This window comes from Streptomyces sp. ISL-96, from assembly GCF_018614035.1.
In the GTDB taxonomy this organism is placed as follows: domain Bacteria; phylum Actinomycetota; class Actinomycetes; order Streptomycetales; family Streptomycetaceae; genus Streptomyces.
Genome location: NZ_JAGGPA010000022.1, coordinates 63,231 through 83,044, shown reverse-complemented (window position 1 = coordinate 83,044; position 19,814 = coordinate 63,231). Strand labels below are relative to the sequence as shown.

Sequence of the window (19,814 nt, the reverse complement as noted above, 5' to 3'; positions counted from 1 at the left end):
CGACCGGGCCACAGGCTCAGTCCATGGCCACCAGAATCCTGAGCGCCCTCGTCGCAGCCGGACTCATAGGCTCGGCGGTCGCGTCACCGCCCCCGCTCCCGCACTCCGCCGGACCACCCGGCTTCCGTTCCGCGCCGGCCCCGCCCCGCAACGTCTCCGCCTGGCTCCCCTACTGGGACCAGAAAGCCGCCTACCGCGACGCCCTGCGCCACGCCGCCCAGCTGCACACCGTCAGCCCCTTCTGGTACCAGGCCGTCTCGGCCGGGCAGGTCGACGGACATCCGGGCGCGGGCGAGCGGGGCGTCATCGACGGGCTGCGCGCGGCCGGCATCAGCGTCGTACCGACCGTGATGGAGACGATGAAGCCCGGTGCGCTCGGCGAGATCCTCACCAGCCCCACAAGCCGCGCCACTCACATCCGCACCCTCATCGGCATTACCAAGAGCCGCCCGTACGACGGCCTCGACATCGACTACGAGACCATCGCCGCGACCGGCGACGCCTCGTACGAACAAGTGCGCGCCGGATACGCGGCCTTCGTCACCGACCTGTGCCGCGCCCTGCACGACGCCCGCAAGAAGTGCGTCATCACGGTGTCTCCGCAGACCGGGAACACCGGGCGTATCTGGGACTACGCCGCGATAGGCCGGGCGGCCGACCGGGTGCGGATCATGGCGTACGACCTCCACTGGAGGGGCGGACAGCCCGGACCGCTCTCCACCCCGAGCTGGTACGACGAAATCCTGCGCAACGCCACCGCCCTGATCCCGCGCACGAAGATCGAGATGGCACTTCCGGCGTACGGCTGGGACTGGGTGCCCGGCGGCGAGACGAAACACGTCACCTGGAAGGAGGCGGAGGCACTGCGCGTCAAGAAGGGCGCGCCGTACCGGCTCGACGCGGAATCGGGCTCGCCGACGTTCACCTACCAGGAGGGGGAGCAGACACGGACGGTCTGGTACCAGGACGCCCGCGGGGTCGCCGCGCATCTGCCGACGGTGCGCAAGTACAACATCGCGGGTACCGGGCTGTGGGCGCTGAACTTCGAGGACCCCGGGCTGTGGCCGGTGCTGGCGGACGGCTGAACCGGCGTACGGGCTGTGATGTCAGATCCAGCCGTCCAGCGACGTCATGAACGCATCGAAGTCGTCACGGTGAATGGTGTGGCCCGCGCCCTTGACCGTACGCACCTCGAAACCGCGCTCCGCCAGCACGGCCGCCCTGGCCGCGTCGATGAGGAAGCTCGGGTCGGCGAGCTGCACCAGCGACGGCACGACGGGCCCGGCGGGCAGCAGATCGACGCCGGACAGTGCGGCCAGTCCGAGCGCCGACGCCTCGTCCCAGACCCGGAGCGTCTCCAGCTCGATGTCGATGTCCGCCGCTTCCCAGCGCGGATTCATCGCCGCTATCCGCTCCCGGGTCGCCGCCTTGAACTGCGCGAACATCTCGGGACCGAAGCCGTCCTCCGCCGTGGCGAGGTGCCACGCCGGGTCGGAGAAGACGGCACGCTGCGGCCGCAGGCGTTCCACGGCGAGCGAGAGGGTGAGGCCACCGAGCGAGTGACCGATGGCCAGTTCGGCGCCGGCCGGCAGGGTCTCGACGACATCGTCGGCGAAGATCTCCGGCGTGTACTCGCCCCGCTCGCTGGCGCCGTGGCCGCGCAGGTCGACGGCGATGACCTTGTAGCCCTTGTCGGCAAGAGCGGGCCCGACCCGCCGCCAGGTGCGGTGGTCGGCCATGATGCCGTGGATCAGGAGCGCGAGGCGGTCGCCCTCGCCCCAGGTCCGGGTGTGGAGCTGCACAGTGCTTCCCTTCTTGTGGTGACGGTCAGCGCACGGAGCGGATCGGGCGTACGGCAAGCGCGCCCAGCACCGCCAGCCCGGCCGCGACGAGGAAGAGGGTGGTGTAGCCACCGAAGCCGACGATCAGCGAGGCGATGAAGGGCGCGACGATCTGCGGTCCCGCGTTGGCGATGTTCAGTACGCCCATGTCGCGGGCGGCGTCCTCGGCCTTCGGCAGCACCATCGTCACCAGCGCCGTGTCCACGGCCATGTAACAGCCGAAGGCAAGGCCGTTGACGGTGGCGAAGGCCAGCATCGCGGCCCAGCTCGTCGAGACCGCCGGGATGACGAGGGCGACGGCCGACAACGCGGCCGAGGCGCCGACGAACAGCTTCCGCCGGTCGAAGCGGTCCGACAGGTATCCGCCGAGGACGGTCGAGACGATCATGGCCACGCTGGTGACCGGCATCAGGACCGCCACCGCGTCCTCGGGCTTCAGCCCGGCGGGCAGGACGGTGTGGTCCTTGATGATGTAGAGGAGGAAGCCGTTCACGGCGAAGTATCCGAGGATCAGCAGGGCGCGGCCGATGAAGGCCCAGCGGAAGTCGTGCGACTTCAAGGCCCCCGCGAATGCGGCCAGTTGTTCCCGTACCGGCAGCGGCTGACGGGCCGGCATCCGCTGCTCACGGGCGCACGAGGTGAAGAGGACCGCCGAGGCGGCGACCAGCGCGCCGAAGATGAGGTAGCCGGTGCGGTAGTCGTCCGAGAACGCGGCGCCGATCAGCGCGCCGAGGGTGCTGCCGAAGGGCAGGCCGAGGCCCACGGCGGCGGAGGCCTTGCCGCGCGCGGTCATCGGGACGCGGTCGGGGACGACGGAGGTGATGGCGGCCTGGTAGACGTTCATCACGGCCTGGCCGAGACACCAGGCGATGGTGATCATCAGGACCGTGTGCACGCTGCCGAGCAGGAACATCGCGGGGACGGCGAGCAGACCGCCGCCGAGTATCCACGGGTTCCGGCGCCCTGAGCGGTCGGAGAGAGCGCCGGCCACAGGGTTGAAGACGGTCGCGAAGATCGCGGAGACACCGGCCACGAGGCCGAGGTTGGCCACCTTGTTCGCCGGGTCGACGTCCTCGACCTGGAGGGCGAGGAGTACGCCGCCGACGCCGATGTACAGCGTGTACATGGTGGTGTTGCCGACGAGCAGCAGAGGCAGCAGCCCGCGTCTTGTCGCGGACGGGGCCGACGGACCGGCACCGGTCACGTCGGTGCCGGTCCCGGGGGAGGAAGTGGCCACGGTTGCCCTCCTGGGCAGGGGTGAGCGGACGAGGGTAACGCACCAGGTGAGACACGTTTACACGTGTCAGTGATTGCGTGCCCACTGTTTAGCTCACCTCCTGGGCTCTCCGCTAGACCTCTGCCAAGACCGTTATGACGTGCGACGTGATCAACTCCGCCCGGAACTCGCCGGCGCCCTGTGCTACGCGCGCACGGTGGCCGACGGGCTCGTCTTCGCCTATGCCCTCGACGGGCCCACCACCGTGCGGCTTCTCACCGATCCCGACGTGGAGCGCGCGGGGCTGGAGGAGCTGGGTGAGGCGGCGTACGCGAACCTGATGCGCGTACCCGTCGAGCGCGAGGAAGTCTCCGTCGAGGGACGGGCGTTGCTGCACTCCGTGTACGGCGACTCCCCGTTTGTCGCGAGCAAGGCGCTGTTCCTGTCCGAGCTGGCCCGGCAGGTCACCGGCGAGCCGCTTCCGGACGCCGGAGCCCCCGTCGTCGTGCCGACCCGGCACCTGCTGGCGTACCACCCGATCGCCGACGGGTCCTTGGCCGACGCCATCAACGACCTTGCCGCGTACGCCTTCGGCGCCCACGAGGACGGACCGGGCGCGCTGTCCCCGCAGGTTTACTGGTGGCACCGGGGCGGCCTGACGTCCCTCACGGTCATCGACCACGACACCCGCCGGACATCGGCGAGCTCACGCACACCGCCGCCGAGTCGTGCGGCAGCTGCCCAGCACCCCCGCCGAGCCACCCGCGGACGCCCGCGCCTGGCTTGACGCTTTCTGCCTGGCGGTCGTATGCCGCCGGCGAGAGCGGGTCGACCGGCTGTGCGAGGTGCCGCTGGAGGTGCTGCGTCAGGACGACTCCGTCGACGAGTACGTCCTGCACCGGATCGACACGCTACAGACCTACTGGTTCGAACGCCCCATGGACGACGTGGTGAAGAAGCTGCTCGCCACTATGGAGACGTCCGCGCCCGACGCCGTGGCCAGGGCGCCGAAGGACTTCGTGAACCGGATCGACTACCAGCCGGTCGCCCTCTTCCACCGCCTGGTCACACGCGACCACGACGCCTTCGCCGCGGCGCTTGCCGAAGCCCTCAGGCACCACGGCGAGTACTGGGGCGACTCGGCGGCGCCGCGCGCGGGTGGCGCTCGGCCCGCTGGCGATGGCGAGTCTGGCGTACGACTACGGGTTCCCGGTCGCCCTGAAGCAGCCGTACATGCCCACGTATCTGCTCAACCGCGAACGTATCGAGGAGATACCCGGCTGAGTCGTGCGCCGGCTGAGCGGGCGCGGGTCCGGTGCGGTGCCCGCCGGGCAGGAGACCGATCGGCGGGCACCGCTGTCCGGGCGTGGACGGTTACCAGGTGACGGGCAGGCGCTCGGGTATGCGCTTCATGAACCGGGTGCGCCATACGAGTTGGTCGACCGGCACGGCGAGCTGGAGGCCGGGCATCTTGGCGAGCAGTACCTCCAGCGCGATCTCGGTGTGCCGCTTCCCGAGGGCGGTGGCGGGGCAGTAGTGGGCGCCGCCGCCGAACGACAGGTGCGTGGCCGCGTTCGGCCGGTCGATGTCGACCGTGTGCGGATCGGTGAACACGTCGGGGTCGGTGTTCGCCGCCTCTACGAGGACGAGGAGCAGCTCCCCCTTCTTCACCTCGACGTCGCCGAGGGTGACGTCTTCAAGGGCGAGGCGGGGCAGGCCGTCGGCAATGGACAGGTTGACGCGCAGCAGCTCATCGACGGCCGCCGGGATCTTGTCCGGTTCCGCCCGCAACCGCTCCCACACGTCCGGGTTCTGGAGCAGCGAGAAGACGGCCATGGTGAAGAACCCCATGGTGGAGATGACCCCAGCGCCGAACATGGTCACGCCGACGGTCGCCAGCATCTCCTCTGTGAGGTGCGCGTACTCGGGGTTGCCCCGCAGGGCGGCGAGTTCGCGCATGAGGCCGCCGGTCGCCGGGTCGTCGAGCCGCTCGACCATGTATGCGATGTCACGGTCCCAGTTGAGCCGGGCCCCGGTGATCGGGCACGCGGAGTTCATGAACGCGATGTCGAGGCTGGCGGCGAGGCGCGGCGCGTCGGCCTGCGGTATGCCGAGGATGCGGCAGTGGAGGTTTTCGGCGTAAGGGTTGGCGAACCGGGCGCGCAGGTCGGCCGGCGGGCCGTAGTCGAGGAGGTCGTCGACCAGGGCGGTGGCGTGGTCGCGCATCCATTCCGTGAGGCCGTCGGTCTTGGGATTGATGGCCTTGAGGACCGCTTTACGCAGGCCCGCACCGGTGATGTTGCCCATGTTGTTGACGACTTCGGGCGGGATGGTGAGCGCGTACTGGCGGGGCACGCCGGGGGCGGAGGTGTCCTTGAGGCTGAACCGGGGATCTTCGAGGACCTGCTTGCACAGGGCGTACGAGGAGACGAGCCAGGCCGGGTCACCCGCGATGGTGCGCACCCGCTTGACCGGCTCGCCGCGCAGTTGCTCGATCTCCGGGGGGAGCTGGTCGCCGCGAGGGGAGAACGGGAAGTCGAGGAGGGTGTCAGTGGTCATGGTGGCTTCCTTCGGCGGGAGTGACGATGGCGTGTCCCTGGTTGCGGGACGCGCGCAGCCCTGAGCCGCGCGAGTACAGCAGTTCGGCCATCGGCAGAAGCTGGTGGTAGCAGTTCAGGGACGACGGCACGCCGAGGATGGCGGGGGTGTCGAGGAACAGCGGTGCTTCCGCGCAGATGTATTTGAGGCAGACGTCGCGCTGCCGCTCGGTCGCGGTCTCGCCGTTGAGCACCTTCGAGGACAAGAAGCTGTCGACGAGGGCGGTGCAGGTGGTGTGGAACTCGGCGTCAGTGGCCAGCAGGTCGTTGAGGCTCTTGTGGATCTGCTGGTACATGGGGATGTCCAGCAGTGCGGACATCGGCCGGCCGCGGAGCCGGTCGCCGTGGGGGTCGGTCTCGGCGGCGGCGTTGGTGACCTTGGCCCGTACGCCGCGGAGATTCTTGACGGCTTTGCGGCGGGCTTCGTCCGGCGCGTAGCCGAGGGCCTCGTACATGTCGGCTATGTGGAGATCGGTGTATATGAGGTCTACCTGTCGGAAGTTGTCCAGTCCCCAGCGGGCCAGGTCGGTGACGCGGCTGGCTGAGAAGTAGCTGTTGCCCGGAGATATGCCTATGACGGCGTGGTCGCCCTCGTCGCAGATGACTTGGCAGTGCGGTGTATAGGGCTGGGCGGTGAATGCAACAGTCGGTGTGGTCACGTAGTGATGCACCCTTTGGCGCCGCTAGTCCCGGTGGGGCCCTGTGCCCCTGGTGTGGCGGCGCGACATGAAGTTACCGGCGATCTCCACAGAGTTATCATGGTGATCGTTACATGGCCGAAAATGGTTGATCAGAGGCGCGAAACCGACTGCTTTTCCCCTAATAATGGTTGAATTCGTGACAAGTTGCGGCGTGATACTCGCTTCCCCCGCCCCGGACCCGTGAATCAGTTCCGGCCATCCGGCAGATCCTGCTTCATACCGATCTGGAAAGATGCCGAACGCGATGAGCCAGACACCGAAGCAGTCCGCCGATAGCCCCGTCCCGACCAGCACCGATGTCGCGCGCCTGGCCGGAGTCTCGCGCGCCACGGTCTCGTACGTCCTCAACAACACCTCGGCGGTACGGATCAGCGAGCCGACCCGCCGCCGGGTACGTGAGGCCGCCGAGGAGCTGGGTTACGTCCCGCACGCGGCCGCGCGAAGCCTGCGCGCCGGGCACAGCCGCATCGTGCTGCTGCCGACGGCGCACATTCCCGTCGGCCCTCTCTACGGCAGGTTTCTGAACGAGGTCCAGTGGGCCCTGCGGGCGCTGGACTACACGGTCGTGCAGTACGGCAGCCTGGGGCTCGGCGCCGACGAGGCGGCCCGCGCCTGGGCGGAGCTGCGACCGGTCGCGGTGCTCTCCCCCGGTGAGATCGCGCTGAGTCCGCACGGTGTGCAGGTACTGAAGCGCTCCGGCGCCAAGGCCGTGATCACGCTCGGCCCGCAGCGGGTGGAGGGCGCGCACGCCCTGGTCATGGACCAGCGGGCGATCGGCGCCGCGGCGGCGGCGCACCTGCTGGAGCGGGGCCGGCGCGCGATCGGTGTGGTGGTCCCCGCCGAGGAGGGGCTGGACATGTTCTCCCGGCCCCGACTGGCGGGCGTGCGCAAGGCTGTGACGGCTGCCGGTGCCCGGGTCGAACCGCTGACGATGGCGTACGACGAGGAATCCGCCGCGGCGCTTGCCGGGCGCTGGCGCGAGCTCGGTCTCGACGCCGTCTACGCGTACAACGACGAGTACGCGCAACTGCTGATGCGGGCGCTTCAGGATGCGGGGATCGACGTACCGGGGGAGTGCGCGGTGGTCGGCGCGGACGACTTGCTGATGGGGAAGCTGCTGCGGCCGCGGCTGAGTACGGTACACATCGAGCTGCCGACGGGGCGGGAGATAGCGGAGCTGGTGGACCGGGTGGTTCGCGATCCGGAAGGGGAGGCCGAGCGCCATGACCTGATGGCGGCGCACACGATCCCGCGAGAGTCCAGCTGACCCGACTGTTGCCGCGACGCGGCACTGTCCAGCCCTTCCGGCGTCTGAGGACCGGGGTCCGGGACGGAGCCCCGGTTCACCGGGGCCGCCCCGCCGTGCCCAGCGCTCGCAGGTCCGCCTCGATCAGCGCCGCCGCCTCCCGCAGCGCGGGCAGCAGCGCCTCCCGCATCTCACCCGGCGTACCCTCCCCCGCGTGCCGGGCCACGTTCACCGCCGCCACCACGCGACCGTCCGCGCCCCGCACCGGAACCGCCAACGAGCGCAGTCCCTCCTCCAACTCCTCGTCCACCAGGGCGTATTCATCCGACGCGGCCCGCTCGATGATCCCCTCCAGCTCGGCGGGCGAGGTGACCGTACGCCGGGTCAGCGCCGGCAGTACCTCCGGCAGCGGCGGCCGCTCCTCCCGCGCCAGGCCCGCCAGCAGCGCCCGGCCCATCGATGTCGCGTACGCCGGAAAGCGCGTACCCACCGTGATGTTGACGCTCATGATGCGCACCGTGGGAACACGCGCCACGTACCGGATGTCGGCGCCGTCGAGCACCGCCAGCGACGCCGACTCGTGCACGCGCCGTACCAGCGCGGCCAGATGAGGCTGCGCGATCTCCGCGAGCCCGAGCTCGGACAGCCGCGCGCAGCCCAGTTCGAGCACGCGCGGCAGCAGCCGCCACACACGCCCCTCCGCTGCGACGTACCCCAGCTGCTCCAGCGTCAGCAGCGAGCGCCGCGCCGTGGCCCTGGCCAGCCCGGTCGCCTCGGCGACCGCCGTCAGCGCCATCCCGTCACCCCGGTCGGCGCCGAGCGAGCCGAGGACGGCGAGCCCCCGTGCCAGGGACTGCAGAAAGTCCGGCCCGAGCTCGCGCTTGGCCTCCAGCGAAGTGTCCCGTACGGGCACGGCCTGCGGCGCGGGGCGTGGCGCCGCCAGCGCCGCCTCCAACTCCCCCCGTACCGCGCGCAGTCGGGGCAGTACGGTCTCCCGCAGCGACTTCAGGGTGTGCCGGCTGGTGTGACTGACCACGCTCACCGCACACACCACCCGCCCCGCCCCGTCGCGCACGGGCACGGCGACAGCCGCCAGCCCCGGCTCGATCAGCTGGTCGTCTCCGGCCCACCCGTCCACGCCCGCCCGCGCCGCCCGCCCCTCGAAGCCGTCAGCATCCAGCGGCCTGCCCAGCGGCGGCACCGCCGCGAACCCCGCGGCCGACGGATCGGCGTCCCGCCGCTCACGCCACGCCCGCCACGCCTCCCCGTCCCACTCCGCGGCGAACAGCGCCCCGGGCGCGCACCGCTCGGCGGGCAGCAGATCGCCGATCCGGAAGGCCAGCGACATCGTGCGCCGCCGCGTCGTCTGGAGTACGAACCGCACCCCCGCCACCGCGTCGTCCGGCACCGCCACGGACACCGACTCGTCGAACTCGTCCGCGAGCCGCTCCGCCGCCGGCCCGAGGGCCGCCGGAATCCCGCACGCCGTGAGGTACGCGCCGGGCAGCTCCATCAGCCGGGGCGCGAGCGCCACCTCACGCCCGTCGCTGCGCGCCAGACCGAGCCGGTCCAGGGTGGACACCACCCGGTCGACCGTGGAACGCGCCAGGCCGGTCGAGCGTACGAGATCACTGTGCCGAACCCGGTCCTCGGCGCCGGGAGCGGACAGGGCCCGAAGCACGGTGAGCCCGCGCTCCAGAGGCCCGACCGGGTCAGTGGGTTCGGTGCGCGGCATGGGACTCCTCCTGGCAGGCCGTTGACAGCGGACGGTGCCCGGCAGAGACTCGGGGCGAAGTCAGTTATGAACGATAGTTCATTGCGCGAACGCTGAAAACTCTACGACAAGCGGGAGAGACCCGATGAGCATCCGCGACGTCTACATCGTCGACGCCGTCCGCACCCCGATCGGCAAGTTCGGGGGTGCCCTCTCCTCCGTACGCCCCGACGACCTCGCCGCCCACGTCGTCAAGTCGCTCGCCGCCCGGACGCCCGGCCTCGATCCGGCCAGGATCGACGACGTCTACTTCGGCGACGCCAACGGCGCGGGGGAGGACAACAGGGACGTCGCCCGCATGGCCGTGCTGCTCGCCGGACTCCCCGTCTCCGTCCCCGGTGTCACCGTCAACCGCCTCTGCGGCTCCGGCCTGGAGGCCGTCATCCAGGCGGCCCGCGCCGTGGCGGTCGGCGACGCGTCCGTCGCCATCGCCGGCGGCGTCGAGTCGATGTCCCGCGCCCCCTGGGTGCTCCAGAAGCCCGAGCGCGCCTTCCCCGCCGGCCACCAGGAGCTGCACTCGACCACCCTCGGCTGGCGCATGACCAACCCGCGCATGCCCGACGAGTGGACCGTCCCCCTGGGCGAGGGCGCGGAGCTCATCGCCGACAAGCACGGCATCACCCGCGAGCAGCAGGACGCCTTCGCGCTCGCGAGCCACCAGAAGGCAGCGAAGGCCTGGTCAGATGGTCTGTATGCCGACGAGGTCGTCCCGTACGACGGCGTGGACCTCACCCGCGACGAGTGCATCCGCGAGGGCTCCACCATGGAGGCCCTCGCCAAGCTGAAGCCCGTATTCCGCAAGACCGGCAGCGTCACGGCCGGCAACGCCTCACCCCTCAACGACGGCGCCGCCGCGCTCCTGATCGTCGACGAGGAAGGCCTGCGCGCCACCGGCCGCGAACCGCTCGCCCGTATCCGCACCTCCGCCGTCACCGGCATCGAGCCGCAGCTCTTCGGCCTCGGCCCGGTCGAGGCGGTCCAGCGGGCGCTCGCCAAGGCAGGCAAGTCCTTCGCCGACCTCACCACCTTCGAGCTCAACGAGGCCTTCGCCGCCCAGTCGCTCGGCTGCCTCGCCGAGTGGCCGGACCTGGACCCCGCCGTCGTGAACCCGCGCGGTGGCGCCATCGCCATCGGCCACCCGCTCGGTGCCTCGGGCGCCCGCCTCGCCGGATCCGTCGCCCACCAGCTCGCCGCCGCGGGCTCGGGCACGGGCCTCGCCGCCCTGTGCATCGGTGTCGGCCAGGGCCTCGCGCTCGTACTGGAGCGCTGACCGCATGCGTACAACCATCGCGATCATCGGCGCAGGCCCCGCCGGCCTCCTCCTCGCCCGCCTCCTCCACAACGCCGGCATCGACTGCGTCGTCCTGGAGAACAGGACCCGCGCGTACGTAGAACAGCGCCAGCGCGCCGGAATCCTCGAACAGGGCACCGTCGACGCCCTCCGAGCCTGCGGGGCAGGCGCCCGCATGGACGCCGAGGGCCTCGTGCACCACGGCATCGAGCTGCGCTTCGACCGCCAGAGCCACCGCATCGACTTCCCGGACCTCACCGGCGGCCGCTCGGTCATGGTCTACGCGCAGACGGAGGTCGTAAAGGACCTCGTCGCACTCCAGCTCACCGAAGGCCCACCCCTCTTCTTCGAGGCCGAGGCCCTCGCCGTCGAGAAGCCCGAATCAGACCACCCGGTCGTCCGTTTCACCCACGAAGGCCGCGAGCAGACCCTCGACTGCGACTACGTCGTCGGCTGCGACGGCTTCCACGGCATCGCGCGCGCCGCGATCCCCGCCGCCATCCGCCGCACGTACGAGCGCACGTACCCCTACTCCTGGCTGGGCATCCTCGCCGATGTCCCCCCGTCCTGCGACGAGTTGATCTACGCGCGTGGCGAGGAAGGCTTTGCCCTCCACAGCATGCGCTCGCCCACCGTCTCGCGCCTCTACCTCCAGGTCCCCAACGGCACCGACCCCGCCGACTGGTCCGACGACCGCATCTGGGACGAACTCGACCGCCGCTTCGCGATCGACGACAGCGACTGGAGCCTGGCACGCGGCCCGATCACCTCCAAGTCCGTCACACCGATGCGCAGTTACGTCACCGAACCGATGCGGTACGGACGGGTCTTCCTGGCCGGTGACGCCGCGCACATCGTCCCTCCCACCGGAGCCAAGGGCCTCAACCTGGCGGTCTCCGACGTACGGATCCTGGCCCGCGCCTTCGAGCACCACCATCGCACCGGATCGGACGAACTCCTCACCGTCTACTCGGACTTGTGCCTGCGACGTGTGTGGCAAGCCACCCGTTTCTCGTACGACATGACTACGATGTTGCACAGTCAACCAAGCGAAAGCGCGTTCGACAGCCGAGTGCATCTCGCAAGGCTGCACCGTCTCGCGTCCTCCCGGCCCGCCGCCGCCGAACTGGCCGGGAACTACACAGGACTTCCTCTCTGACTGGAGATCCCCCATGCCACTGCTCGACCCCAAGACCTGGCAGCCCGTCCGGCTCTCGGGCGGTGAGTCGGACGTCGTCGAGCCCGCCACGGGGGAATCCCTCGGCCGCGTCACGCTCGCCACCGCCGACGACGTCGCCACGGCCGCGCAGACCTCCGGGGCCGTGCAGTCGGCATGGGCCCGTACGCCGCACTTCGTACGGGCCGCAGTGCTCCGCCGCGCCGGCGACCTCTTCGCCGCGCACGCCGACGAGCTGCGGGAATGGCTCGTACGGGAATCCGGCTCCATCCCCGGCAAGGCCGACTTCGAGCTCCATGTCGCCGCCCAGGAGTGCTACGAGGCCGCAGCCCTGGCCTCCCGCCCCGCCGGACAGGTGCTGCCCAGCGAGGCGCCCCGCCTTTCGTACACCCGGCGGGTACCGGCCGGAGTGGTCGGCGTCATCGCCCCGTTCAACGCTCCATTGATCCTCTCCATACGCTCGGTCGCCCCCGCACTGGCGCTCGGCAACGGCGTACTGCTCAAGCCCGATCCCCGTACCGCGGTGTGCGGCGGCCTGTCCCTCCGCGCCGTATTCGCCGAGGCGGGCCTCCCGGACGGCCTGCTGCACATCCTCCCGGGCGGCGCCGAGACGGGCCAGACCCTCGTCGCGGACCCGGACGTCCCGGTGGTCTCCTTCACCGGGTCAACAGCCGCGGGCCGCGCGGTGGGCGAGGCCGCGGGGCGCGCACTCAAGCGCGTACACCTGGAGCTGGGCGGCAACTCGGCCCTGGTCGTACTGGAGGACGCCGACCTGGAAGGCGCTGTCGCGCAGGCGTCCTGGGGTTCCTTCTTCCACCAGGGCCAGATCTGCATGACGACGGGCCGTCACCTCGTACACGCCTCGCTCTACGACGAGTACGTCGAACGGCTCGCGGCCAAGGCCGAATCCCTCACCGTCGGCGACCCGCACCGCGACCAGGTGCACCTGGGCCCGATCATCGACAAGCACCAACTGGCCAAAATCCACGGCCTGGTGGAGGCCAGCACGGCGAGCGGCGCGAAGCTGGCGGCGGGCGGCACGCACCGCGACCTGTTCTACCGGCCGACCGTGCTCGCGGGCGTGGACGACGACACTCCCGCGTACGCCGAGGAGGTGTTCGGCCCGGTGGCCCCGGTGCGCTCCTTCACCACCCTGGAGGAGGCGGCGGCTCTCGCGTCATCGGGCCCGTACGGCCTGTCCCTGGGCATCGTCACCCGCGACACCGCTGTCGGCCTGGACCTCGCGGAACGCATACCCACCGGCATCGTCCACATCAACGACCAGACGGTGAACGACGAGGCGGTCGCACCCTTCGGCGGCGTAGCGGCCTCCGGTACGGGTGCGCGCTTCGGCGGGGAGGCGAACCTGGAGGCCTTCACCGAACTGCGCTGGACGACGGTACGCCGCGAACCGGCGGACCACCCTTTCTAGAGCGCACAAGAAAGGGGCCCGGCCGCACCCAGCCGGGCCCTCCTCCCGCACTCCGCTCTCAGCCCGCTTCCTGCGTGTCCGTCGAAGAGGCCTTGGCCTCCTCCACAGACTTTCGGACCTCGTCCATGTCGAGCTTGCGGGCCTGCCCGATGACATCCTCCAGCGCCGCCTCGGGCAGCGCGCCGGGCTGGGCGAAAACCGCCACGTTCTCGCGCACGATCATCAGCGTCGGAATCGAGCGGATCTCGAAGGCCGCGGCCAGCTCCTGCTGGGCCTCGGTGTCGACCTTGGCGAACACAAGGTCGTCGTGACGCTCGGACGCGCCCTCGAAGACCGGCGCGAACTGCCGGCAGGGACCGCACCAGGAAGCCCAGAAGTCGATCAGGATGAAGTCGTTGTCAGACACAACCTGATCGAAGTTTTCCTTGGTGAGCTCGACGGTGGACATGGTGTGCTCCTCTTCCTGGCATAACGGGCGAAGCCGTCCCGCACAACGGCATGCGGGCTCGCGGTATTCCGCCTGCCCGGCTGGCCACGGCGCACACCCCCGACCAGACTGCCCGTATGACGAATGCAGCGAGGACCACGGACTACGACGTCGTAGTAGTGGGAGCCGGACCTGTGGGCGAGAACGTGGCGGACCGCACCAGGGCGGCCGGACTGACCACAGCAGTGGTCGAGAACGAGCTGATCGGCGGCGAGTGCTCCTACTGGGCATGCATGCCCAGCAAGGCGCTGCTGCGCCCGGTGACCGCACGCGCCGACGCGCGCCGCGTTCCGGGCCTGCGCGAGTCGGTGCAGGGCCCCCTGGACGTCGCGGAGGTCTTCGCGCACCGCGACTACTACGCGTCGAACTGGAAGGACGACGGCCAGGTGCGCTGGCTGGAGTCGATCGGAGTGGACATCCACCGGGGCAGGGGCCGGCTCGCGGGCCCCAGGCAGGTCACCGTGGAGACCCCGTCGGGCGAGCACTACACCCTCACCGCGAGGCACGCGGTCGTGGTGTCCACCGGCAGCCGCGCCGTCGTGCCCGACCTGCCGGGAGCGGCCGGGGCGAACCCCTGGACCAGCCGCGAGGCGACCAGCGCCGGCAAGGTACCGGACCGGCTCGTCGTGGTGGGCGGGGGAGTGGTCGCGGTGGAGATGGCCACGGCGTGGCAGGCGCTGGGCTCCCGGGTCACCGTGCTCGTACGCGGAAAGGGCCTGCTCACGAGGATGGAGCCGTTCGCGGGCGAGCTGGTCACCGAAGCACTCACAGAAGCGGGCGCCACGGTACGCACCGGAACCTCCGTAGCGGCCGTGGAGCGACGCGAGGGCGGCAGCGGCCCGGTGACGGTAGTCCTCGACGACGGTGGCGAACGGATCGAGGCCGACGAGATCCTCTTCGCCACCGGCCGCGCTCCGCGCACCGACGACATCGGCCTGGACACGGTGGGCCTGAAGCCGGGCGCGTGGCTGACCGTCGACGAAACCTGCCGCGTGGAGGGCAACGACTGGCTCTACGCCGTGGGCGACGTCAACCACAGGGCGCTGATGACGCACGAGGGCAAGTACCAGGCGCGTATCGCGGGCGCGGCCATCACTGCCAGGGCCCACGGCGAACCCCTGGAGACCGCCCGCTGGGGCGCCCACTCCGCCACCGCCGACCACGCCGCCGTACCCCAGGTGGTCTTCACCGACCCCGAGGCGGCGGCGGTCGGCCTCACGCTCGCGGAGGCGGAGGCGGCGGGCCACCGCGTACGAGCCGTGGACTACGACATGGCATCGGTCTCGGGCTCCGGCCTCTACGCCGACGGCTACCGGGGCCGCGCCCGCATGGTCGTCGACCTGGACCGCGAGACGGTACTGGGCGCCACTTTCGTGGGCCCGGGCGTCGCCGAACTGCTGCACTCGGCGACGGTGGCGGTAGCGGGCGAGGTCCCGATCCCACGCCTGTGGCACGCGGTCCCGGCGTACCCGACGATCAGTGAGGTATGGCTGCGCCTCCTGGAGACCTACCGCGGCTGAGCAGCCCGGCGCGCCCCCGCAATGCGACAAACCCAGCACTTGGCGAATCCCAACCCCCCTCCAGTCCCACCAGCCCCAGCCGTATCCCTCCTCGTCACCACGGGAGCGTTTCGGCCCACACCACCACCGGCAGGGTCCGCGCGGACGGCATGTCGCACCAACGGCCGTCCCGTCAGCCGCTGAGCCTGGGGCCGAGCCACTCCCCAACCGGACGCGCCCCACCCACTCACCCGCCGCCCGGCAACGAGACAGCGGCCACTTGCCGGAGTTTCCCGTGGGCTCCCCCGGGGGCCTCCGCCGCCACACTTACTTGTGGCGGCCCCCATCGCAGAAGCGATCAGCGCTCCGGGGTCGCCAACGCCCCGCCGTTCGCAGGAACGCCGGCACACCCGTAAGGGCGCAGGCCCGCGTCCCAGCCGCAGCGCCAAGTGCCGCTGCCGCTGCCGCCGCCAGGGAAGCCGCGGCCAGTACGGCGAAGAGAGCGGGGTAGCCGCCGAGGGTCGGGGCTAGGGCTGCGCCCGCCCAGGGGGCCAGGGCTCCCGCCACCGTGGCGGGAGCGGCCAGCAGTGCGGAAAGGCGGGCGTAGTCGCCGGTGCCCCAGCGTTCGGCGACGGCGGTGGCCTGGAGCAGGGTGAGGTTGCCGCGTACGACTCCCGCCAGCACGGCGAGCAGGATCAGCAGCGGGACCGGGCCCGGTACGAGGGCGAGTGCGGCCGTGGTGGCTCCGCCCGCGGCGATCAGGACCGTGGTGCGGGTGGTGACGCCGGTTCTGCGGGCGAGGGTGGCGTAGAGCGTACGCCCGAGAGTCTGGCCCGCGCCGCCAAGACCCAGCGCCCAGGCGGCAGTTGTCGCGGCAGCACCGCGTTCGATGAGGAGGGGGACGAGGCCGATGACGACCGCGTGCATGGCGAAGCCGGACAGGGCGAACGCCAGGGTCAGAACGAGAAACGGGCGGCTGCGAGCGACCGGCGTACGACCGGCAGTTGGCCCCTCCGCCGACTCCTCCGCCGGCCCGTCCGTCGGCCCACCCGCCGACTCGTCCGGTGGTGACGCGGCGGGCCAGGGGGCGCGCAGGGCGAAGGAGTGGGCCGGGATGGTGACGGCGGCGAGGATGACGGCGAGTACGACGTACGTGGTACGCCAGCCCAGGTGGTCCGCGAGGACGGCCGTCAGCGGTGCGAACACCGTACTGGCGAGTCCGCCGGCGAGGGTGACGATCGTCAGGGCGCGGACGCGCCCGGAGCCCCACCAGCGGGTCACGGCGGCGAAGGCCGGCTGATAAAAGGTGGCGGCCATACCGACGCCGGCCACTACCCACGCGGCGATGAACACGTACACGTTCGGGGCTGCCGCGATCAGCAGGATCGATACGACGGCGATCAGCGAGCCGGTGGTCATCACGGCGCGCGGACCCCGGCGGTCGAGTATGCGACCGACGGGGATTCCGGCGAGGGCCGAGACCAGCAAGGCGACAGAGAACGCGGCGGTGGCGGCGCTCGTGGACCACCCGGTGTCCGCCGTCAGGTGGGGGAGGAGAACGGGGAAGGCGTAGTAGACGACGCCCCAGCCGGTGATCTGGGTGGCACACAGGGCGGGCAGCGCGGCGCGGGGCGGCCGCGGGGGCCTTTTCGCCGTGCCGGTCGGGGCTCCGCCGCCAGGAAGGGCTGTCATCGTCGTCGCCGACCCCTCTTGGTTCGACATCCGTCGATGCTGGTGTGATCAGCCTCCCACCTGATTCGATGAAGGTCAACATAGATGTGCGTCAAATCAGAGCCGATGTGGGTCGAACTAGGCGCGCGAGCCAGCGTGGCGGAGGCGGGTCCAAGTGCGACAGGGCAGGCCGGGACCCGGTGCACCAGACCACCGCGTCCAACCAACGCTAGGCCCGTACCGTCGCCCTACTCGAAGCGCGGGGGGGCGCCGGCCGACCCGGATCAGTTCCGCAGGTCCGTACGCCCCGTACGCCACCCGCATCCCATGCGCCCCATGCGCCCCATGCGCCCCATGCGAGCGGTGAGATCGGTGGCGAGCCCGCCCTGCCCTGCCCGCCACCGATCACCCACCCCATCGCCGTACATCAGGCGCACATCACGCCTGGATCAGCCCTCGCGGCCGGGCGTGCTTACGGCCGTGGCCGCCGGTGCGAACTTCTTCCGCCACGCCAGGGACACGTACACGAGCGCGATGAGCACCGGCACTTCGATGAGCGGGCCGACGACGCCGGACAGGGCCTGCCCCGAGGTCACACCGAACGTGGCGATGGCGACGGCGATGGCCAGCTCGAAGTTGTTGCCGGCGGCAGTGAACGCCAGGGTCGCGGTCCGGTCGTACGCCAGGCCGATGGCCTTGCCGAGCGCGAACGTGCCGAACCACATCAGCGCGAAGTACACGAGCAGCGGCACCGCGATGCGGACGACGTCCAGCGGCTGCGAGGTGATCGTCTTCCCCTGGAGGGCGAAGAGGATGACGATCGTGAAGAGCAGGCCGTACAGCGCCCAGGGGCTGATCTTCGGCAGGAATTCGGACTCGTACCGCTCGCGCGTCAGCCGCTTCTCGCCGAAGCGGCGGGTCAGGAAGCCGGCGAGCAGCGGTACGCCCAGGAAGATGACGACATTGAGGGCGATCTTCCACATCGAGATGTCGAGGTGTTCGCCTTCGCCGAGGCCGAGCCAGCCCGGCAGCAGGTCGAGGTAGAACCAGCCCAGGACGCCGAAGGCGATGACCTGGAATACGGAATTGAGCGCGACCAGCACGGCCGCCGCCTCGCGGTCGCCGCAGGCCAGGTCGTTCCAGATGATGACCATCGCGATGCAGCGGGCCAGGCCGACGATGATCAGGCCCGTGCGGTACTCCGGCAGGTCGGGCAGGAAGATCCAGGCGAGCGCGAACATGACCGCCGGGCCGACGATCCAGTTGATCACGAGGGACGAGACCATGAGTCGCTTGTCGCCGGTGACAGCGTCGAGCTTGTCGTAGCGGACCTTCGCCAGCACCGGATACATCATGATCAGCAGGCCGACGGCGATGGGCAGCGAGACCCCGCCGATCTCGACCTTGGCGAGGGCGTCGTTCAGCCCGGGGATCAGGCGGCCGAGCCCGAGGCCGAGGGTCATGGCGAGGAGGATCCATACGGCCAGGAAGCGGTCCAGCGTCGACAGCTTCGCGACGATCGAGGCGTCGTCGGGCGCCGCCGGAATGACCGGCGTGGTGGCGGGCGTGGTCATCAACAGGCCCGCTTCCGGTTGGTCTCGGCGGTCGTACGGGCGGTGGCGGCCAGGTCCGAGAAGGACGCCGCGAGTGCGTCGAGGACGTCGGGGTGCAGCTTGTAGTAGGTGAAGCGGCCGCAGGGCTCGGTCTCGACCACGCCGGCCTCGCGCAGGACTCGCAGATGGTTGGAGAGGTTGGTCTGCTTCGCGCCCGTTTCCTCCACGAGGTGAGTGGTGCAGAGGGTCTCGTGGGCGAGCAGCGTCACGATCTGGAGCCTGAGCGGATCCGCGAGAACGCGGATCAGATCAGTGGTGGCTGACGTCATCATGGGCTGATACTGTCACATCAGTGGCGGGTGACACCACTGGGTGCTGATGCCAGCCGCATTCGCATCTGGTTTCGCTCCGCTTTCGCCGTTCCGCTTCCGTCGTTCCGCCGTGAGACAAGAGAGACGCCTTGATGTCCGAGAAGCCCTCTGTGCTCTTCGTCTGTGTCCACAACGCCGGCCGTTCCCAGATGGCCGCCGCCTGGCTGACTCACCTGGCCGGCGACCGTGTCGAGGTCCGCTCGGCGGGATCCAACCCGGGCGACGCGGTGAATCCGGCCGCGGTCGAGGCCATGCGCGAGGTCGGCATCGACATCTCCGCCGAGACGCCGAAGATGCTCACGGTCGACGCCGTGAAGGAGTCGGACGTCTGCATCACGATGGGCTGCGGCGACACCTGCCCGGTCTTCCCCGGCAAGCGCTACCTCGACTGGAAGCTCGAAGACCCGGCCGGTCAGGGTGTGGCGGCCGTACGCCCGATCCGTGACGAGATCAAGACGCTCGTCGAGGGTCTGATCGCCGAGATCGCGCCGGCGGCCTCCAGGTGAGTTCACCCGGCCGACTCCGCCTGCGGAGTTCCACCGACACGGAAATCAGGACGATTCGGAAGCCGGGTCGGGATGGCAAGGTGCAGGAGCCGCAGTTGCGACATGGCTGCGGCCGGCGCGGCGATGGCCGGGCCGTGGCACGGAACAAAGGAACGAACCGATGGCAACAGGCACTGTGAAGTGGTTCAACGCGGACAAGGGCTTCGGGTTCATCCAGCAGGACAGCGGCGGCCCGGACGTGTTCGTCCACTTCTCCGCCATCCAGTCCCAGGGCTACAAGGAGCTCCAGGAGGGTGACAAGGTCGAATTCGAGGTCACCCAGGGTCCCAAGGGGCCGCAGGCGGAGCAGGTCACTCTCAAGTAGCCCGCAGTCAGCCGGCAAGTAGCGCCGTCACGTAGCGCACTTGCGGGGTGCCCGGCGGGGTGCCCGGTCCCCGCCCCACGGCCTGAAT

The 19,814-nt window shown here is 70.5% G+C and carries 19 protein-coding genes; 10 read left to right on the top strand and 9 right to left on the bottom strand.

Features of this window, described 5'->3' with window-relative positions; translation table 11 throughout:
- The first annotated feature begins 23 nt into the window (after positions 1 to 23).
- Positions 24 to 1,085 carry a glycosyl hydrolase family 18 protein gene (locus J7E96_RS15775; RefSeq protein WP_215131884.1) on the top strand — a complete coding sequence of 354 codons (1,062 nt, stop codon included), beginning with the start codon at positions 24 to 26 and terminating at the stop codon, positions 1,083 to 1,085.
- A gap of 21 nt (positions 1,086 to 1,106) precedes the next feature.
- Here J7E96_RS15775 and J7E96_RS15770 read toward each other — a convergent pair whose 3' ends face one another.
- On the bottom strand, positions 1,107 to 1,802 hold the full coding sequence (locus J7E96_RS15770; RefSeq protein ID WP_215131882.1) for an alpha/beta fold hydrolase: 696 nt from the start codon (positions 1,800 to 1,802) through the stop codon (positions 1,107 to 1,109).
- A gap of 25 nt (positions 1,803 to 1,827) precedes the next feature.
- The gene (locus J7E96_RS15765) at positions 1,828 to 3,078 is read right to left on the bottom strand and encodes an MFS transporter (RefSeq protein ID WP_215131880.1); all 1,251 of its coding nucleotides are present in this window, start codon (positions 3,076 to 3,078) and stop codon (positions 1,828 to 1,830) included.
- Between the two features lie 139 nt (positions 3,079 to 3,217).
- On the opposite strand from J7E96_RS15765, the gene J7E96_RS37400 reads away from it, so the two are divergent.
- Together J7E96_RS37400 and J7E96_RS37395 are read left to right on the top strand one after the other, a co-directional pair.
- Positions 3,218 to 3,844, top strand: a complete 627-nt coding sequence (locus J7E96_RS37400) for a hypothetical protein (RefSeq protein ID WP_251069956.1) — start codon at positions 3,218 to 3,220, stop codon at positions 3,842 to 3,844.
- Positions 3,786 to 4,442, top strand: a complete 657-nt coding sequence (locus J7E96_RS37395) for an immunity 49 family protein (RefSeq protein WP_308295979.1) — start codon at positions 3,786 to 3,788, stop codon at positions 4,440 to 4,442. Before J7E96_RS37400 ends, J7E96_RS37395 begins: the two co-directional genes overlap by 59 nt.
- Here the strand turns inward: J7E96_RS37395 and J7E96_RS15755 are convergent.
- Positions 4,432 to 5,616: a cytochrome P450 gene (locus J7E96_RS15755; RefSeq protein WP_215131878.1), complete on the bottom strand. Its 1,185-nt coding sequence runs from the start codon at positions 5,614 to 5,616 to the stop codon at positions 4,432 to 4,434. The two genes, J7E96_RS37395 and J7E96_RS15755, sit on opposite strands and share 11 nt — an antisense overlap.
- Positions 5,606 to 6,313 carry a tRNA-dependent cyclodipeptide synthase gene (locus J7E96_RS15750; protein WP_308295978.1) on the bottom strand — a complete coding sequence of 236 codons (708 nt, stop codon included), beginning with the start codon at positions 6,311 to 6,313 and terminating at the stop codon, positions 5,606 to 5,608. Before J7E96_RS15750 ends, J7E96_RS15755 begins: the two co-directional genes overlap by 11 nt.
- Positions 6,314 to 6,599: 286 nt before the next feature.
- Between J7E96_RS15750 and J7E96_RS15745 the strand changes: the two genes are divergently transcribed.
- Positions 6,600 to 7,622, top strand: a complete 1,023-nt coding sequence (locus J7E96_RS15745; protein WP_215131874.1) for a LacI family DNA-binding transcriptional regulator — start codon at positions 6,600 to 6,602, stop codon at positions 7,620 to 7,622.
- A 76-nt stretch (positions 7,623 to 7,698) separates the two neighbouring features.
- Here the strand turns inward: J7E96_RS15745 and J7E96_RS15740 are convergent, their stop codons facing one another.
- Complete coding sequence (locus J7E96_RS15740; protein WP_215131872.1) at positions 7,699 to 9,336, bottom strand: IclR family transcriptional regulator C-terminal domain-containing protein; 1,638 nt, start codon at positions 9,334 to 9,336, stop codon at positions 7,699 to 7,701.
- Positions 9,337 to 9,460: 124 nt separating this feature from the next.
- Here J7E96_RS15740 and J7E96_RS15735 point away from each other — a divergent pair, with 124 nt between their 5' ends.
- The 3 genes from J7E96_RS15735 to J7E96_RS15725 are packed head-to-tail and all read left to right on the top strand — an operon-like array spanning position 9,461 to position 13,275.
- A complete protein-coding gene (locus J7E96_RS15735) occupies positions 9,461 to 10,645 on the top strand; it encodes a thiolase family protein (RefSeq protein ID WP_215131870.1) in 1,185 nt (394 codons plus the stop codon).
- Positions 10,646 to 10,649: 4 nt separating this feature from the next.
- Positions 10,650 to 11,825: a 4-hydroxybenzoate 3-monooxygenase gene (locus J7E96_RS15730; protein ID WP_215131868.1), complete on the top strand. Its 1,176-nt coding sequence runs from the start codon at positions 10,650 to 10,652 to the stop codon at positions 11,823 to 11,825.
- Between the two features lie 13 nt (positions 11,826 to 11,838).
- The gene (locus tag J7E96_RS15725) at positions 11,839 to 13,275 is read left to right on the top strand and encodes a benzaldehyde dehydrogenase (protein ID WP_215131867.1); all 1,437 of its coding nucleotides are present in this window, start codon (positions 11,839 to 11,841) and stop codon (positions 13,273 to 13,275) included.
- Positions 13,276 to 13,333: 58 nt separating this feature from the next.
- Here J7E96_RS15725 and trxA read toward each other — a convergent pair whose 3' ends face one another.
- Positions 13,334 to 13,723, bottom strand: coding sequence for a thioredoxin (gene trxA / locus J7E96_RS15720; RefSeq protein WP_215131865.1), 390 nt, complete (start codon positions 13,721 to 13,723; stop codon positions 13,334 to 13,336).
- A 116-nt stretch (positions 13,724 to 13,839) separates the two neighbouring features.
- On the opposite strand from trxA, the gene J7E96_RS15715 reads away from it, so the two are divergent.
- Positions 13,840 to 15,282 (top strand): NAD(P)/FAD-dependent oxidoreductase, encoded by a 1,443-nt coding sequence (locus J7E96_RS15715; protein ID WP_215131863.1) that lies wholly within the window; start codon positions 13,840 to 13,842, stop codon positions 15,280 to 15,282.
- A gap of 306 nt (positions 15,283 to 15,588) precedes the next feature.
- Here J7E96_RS15715 and J7E96_RS15710 read toward each other — a convergent pair whose 3' ends face one another.
- The 3 genes from J7E96_RS15710 to J7E96_RS15700 form a co-directional block, all read right to left on the bottom strand.
- Positions 15,589 to 16,983 (bottom strand): MFS transporter, encoded by a 1,395-nt coding sequence (locus tag J7E96_RS15710; RefSeq protein WP_374196683.1) that lies wholly within the window; start codon positions 16,981 to 16,983, stop codon positions 15,589 to 15,591.
- A 398-nt stretch (positions 16,984 to 17,381) separates the two neighbouring features.
- On the bottom strand, positions 17,382 to 18,506 hold the full coding sequence (gene arsB, locus J7E96_RS15705) for an ACR3 family arsenite efflux transporter (protein WP_215131861.1): 1,125 nt from the start codon (positions 18,504 to 18,506) through the stop codon (positions 17,382 to 17,384).
- A complete protein-coding gene (locus tag J7E96_RS15700) occupies positions 18,506 to 18,817 on the bottom strand; it encodes a helix-turn-helix transcriptional regulator (protein WP_215131859.1) in 312 nt (103 codons plus the stop codon). The genes arsB and J7E96_RS15700 overlap by 1 nt, the downstream gene beginning before the upstream one ends.
- A 131-nt stretch (positions 18,818 to 18,948) precedes the next feature.
- Here J7E96_RS15700 and J7E96_RS15695 point away from each other — a divergent pair, with 131 nt between their 5' ends.
- A complete protein-coding gene (locus J7E96_RS15695) occupies positions 18,949 to 19,362 on the top strand; it encodes an arsenate reductase ArsC (protein ID WP_215131857.1) in 414 nt (137 codons plus the stop codon).
- A 160-nt stretch (positions 19,363 to 19,522) separates the two neighbouring features.
- On the top strand, positions 19,523 to 19,726 hold the full coding sequence (locus tag J7E96_RS15690) for a cold-shock protein (RefSeq protein ID WP_215131856.1): 204 nt from the start codon (positions 19,523 to 19,525) through the stop codon (positions 19,724 to 19,726).
- The last annotated feature ends 88 nt before the right edge of the window (positions 19,727 to 19,814 follow it).

Excerpts from the sequence above, each read along its gene's own strand:
- J7E96_RS15715 (WP_215131863.1), top strand. The coding sequence starts at position 13,840 with ATGACGAATGCAGCGAGGACCACGGACTACGACGTCGTAGTAGTGGGA.
- J7E96_RS15745 (WP_215131874.1), top strand. The coding sequence starts at position 6,600 with ATGAGCCAGACACCGAAGCAGTCCGCCGATAGCCCCGTCCCGACCAGC.
- J7E96_RS15725 (WP_215131867.1), top strand. The coding sequence starts at position 11,839 with ATGCCACTGCTCGACCCCAAGACCTGGCAGCCCGTCCGGCTCTCGGGC.
- arsB (WP_215131861.1), bottom strand. The coding sequence starts at position 18,506 with ATGACCACGCCCGCCACCACGCCGGTCATTCCGGCGGCGCCCGACGAC.
- J7E96_RS15695 (WP_215131857.1), top strand. The coding sequence starts at position 18,949 with ATGTCCGAGAAGCCCTCTGTGCTCTTCGTCTGTGTCCACAACGCCGGC.
- J7E96_RS15700 (WP_215131859.1), bottom strand. The coding sequence starts at position 18,817 with ATGATGACGTCAGCCACCACTGATCTGATCCGCGTTCTCGCGGATCCG.
- trxA (WP_215131865.1), bottom strand. The coding sequence starts at position 13,723 with ATGTCCACCGTCGAGCTCACCAAGGAAAACTTCGATCAGGTTGTGTCT.
- J7E96_RS15775 (WP_215131884.1), top strand. The coding sequence starts at position 24 with ATGGCCACCAGAATCCTGAGCGCCCTCGTCGCAGCCGGACTCATAGGC.
- J7E96_RS15740 (WP_215131872.1), bottom strand. The coding sequence starts at position 9,336 with ATGCCGCGCACCGAACCCACTGACCCGGTCGGGCCTCTGGAGCGCGGG.
- J7E96_RS15690 (WP_215131856.1), top strand. The coding sequence starts at position 19,523 with ATGGCAACAGGCACTGTGAAGTGGTTCAACGCGGACAAGGGCTTCGGG.
- J7E96_RS15735 (WP_215131870.1), top strand. The coding sequence starts at position 9,461 with ATGAGCATCCGCGACGTCTACATCGTCGACGCCGTCCGCACCCCGATC.
- J7E96_RS15755 (WP_215131878.1), bottom strand. The coding sequence starts at position 5,616 with ATGACCACTGACACCCTCCTCGACTTCCCGTTCTCCCCTCGCGGCGAC.
- J7E96_RS15730 (WP_215131868.1), top strand. The coding sequence starts at position 10,650 with ATGCGTACAACCATCGCGATCATCGGCGCAGGCCCCGCCGGCCTCCTC.
- J7E96_RS15710 (WP_374196683.1), bottom strand. The coding sequence starts at position 16,983 with ATGTCGAACCAAGAGGGGTCGGCGACGACGATGACAGCCCTTCCTGGC.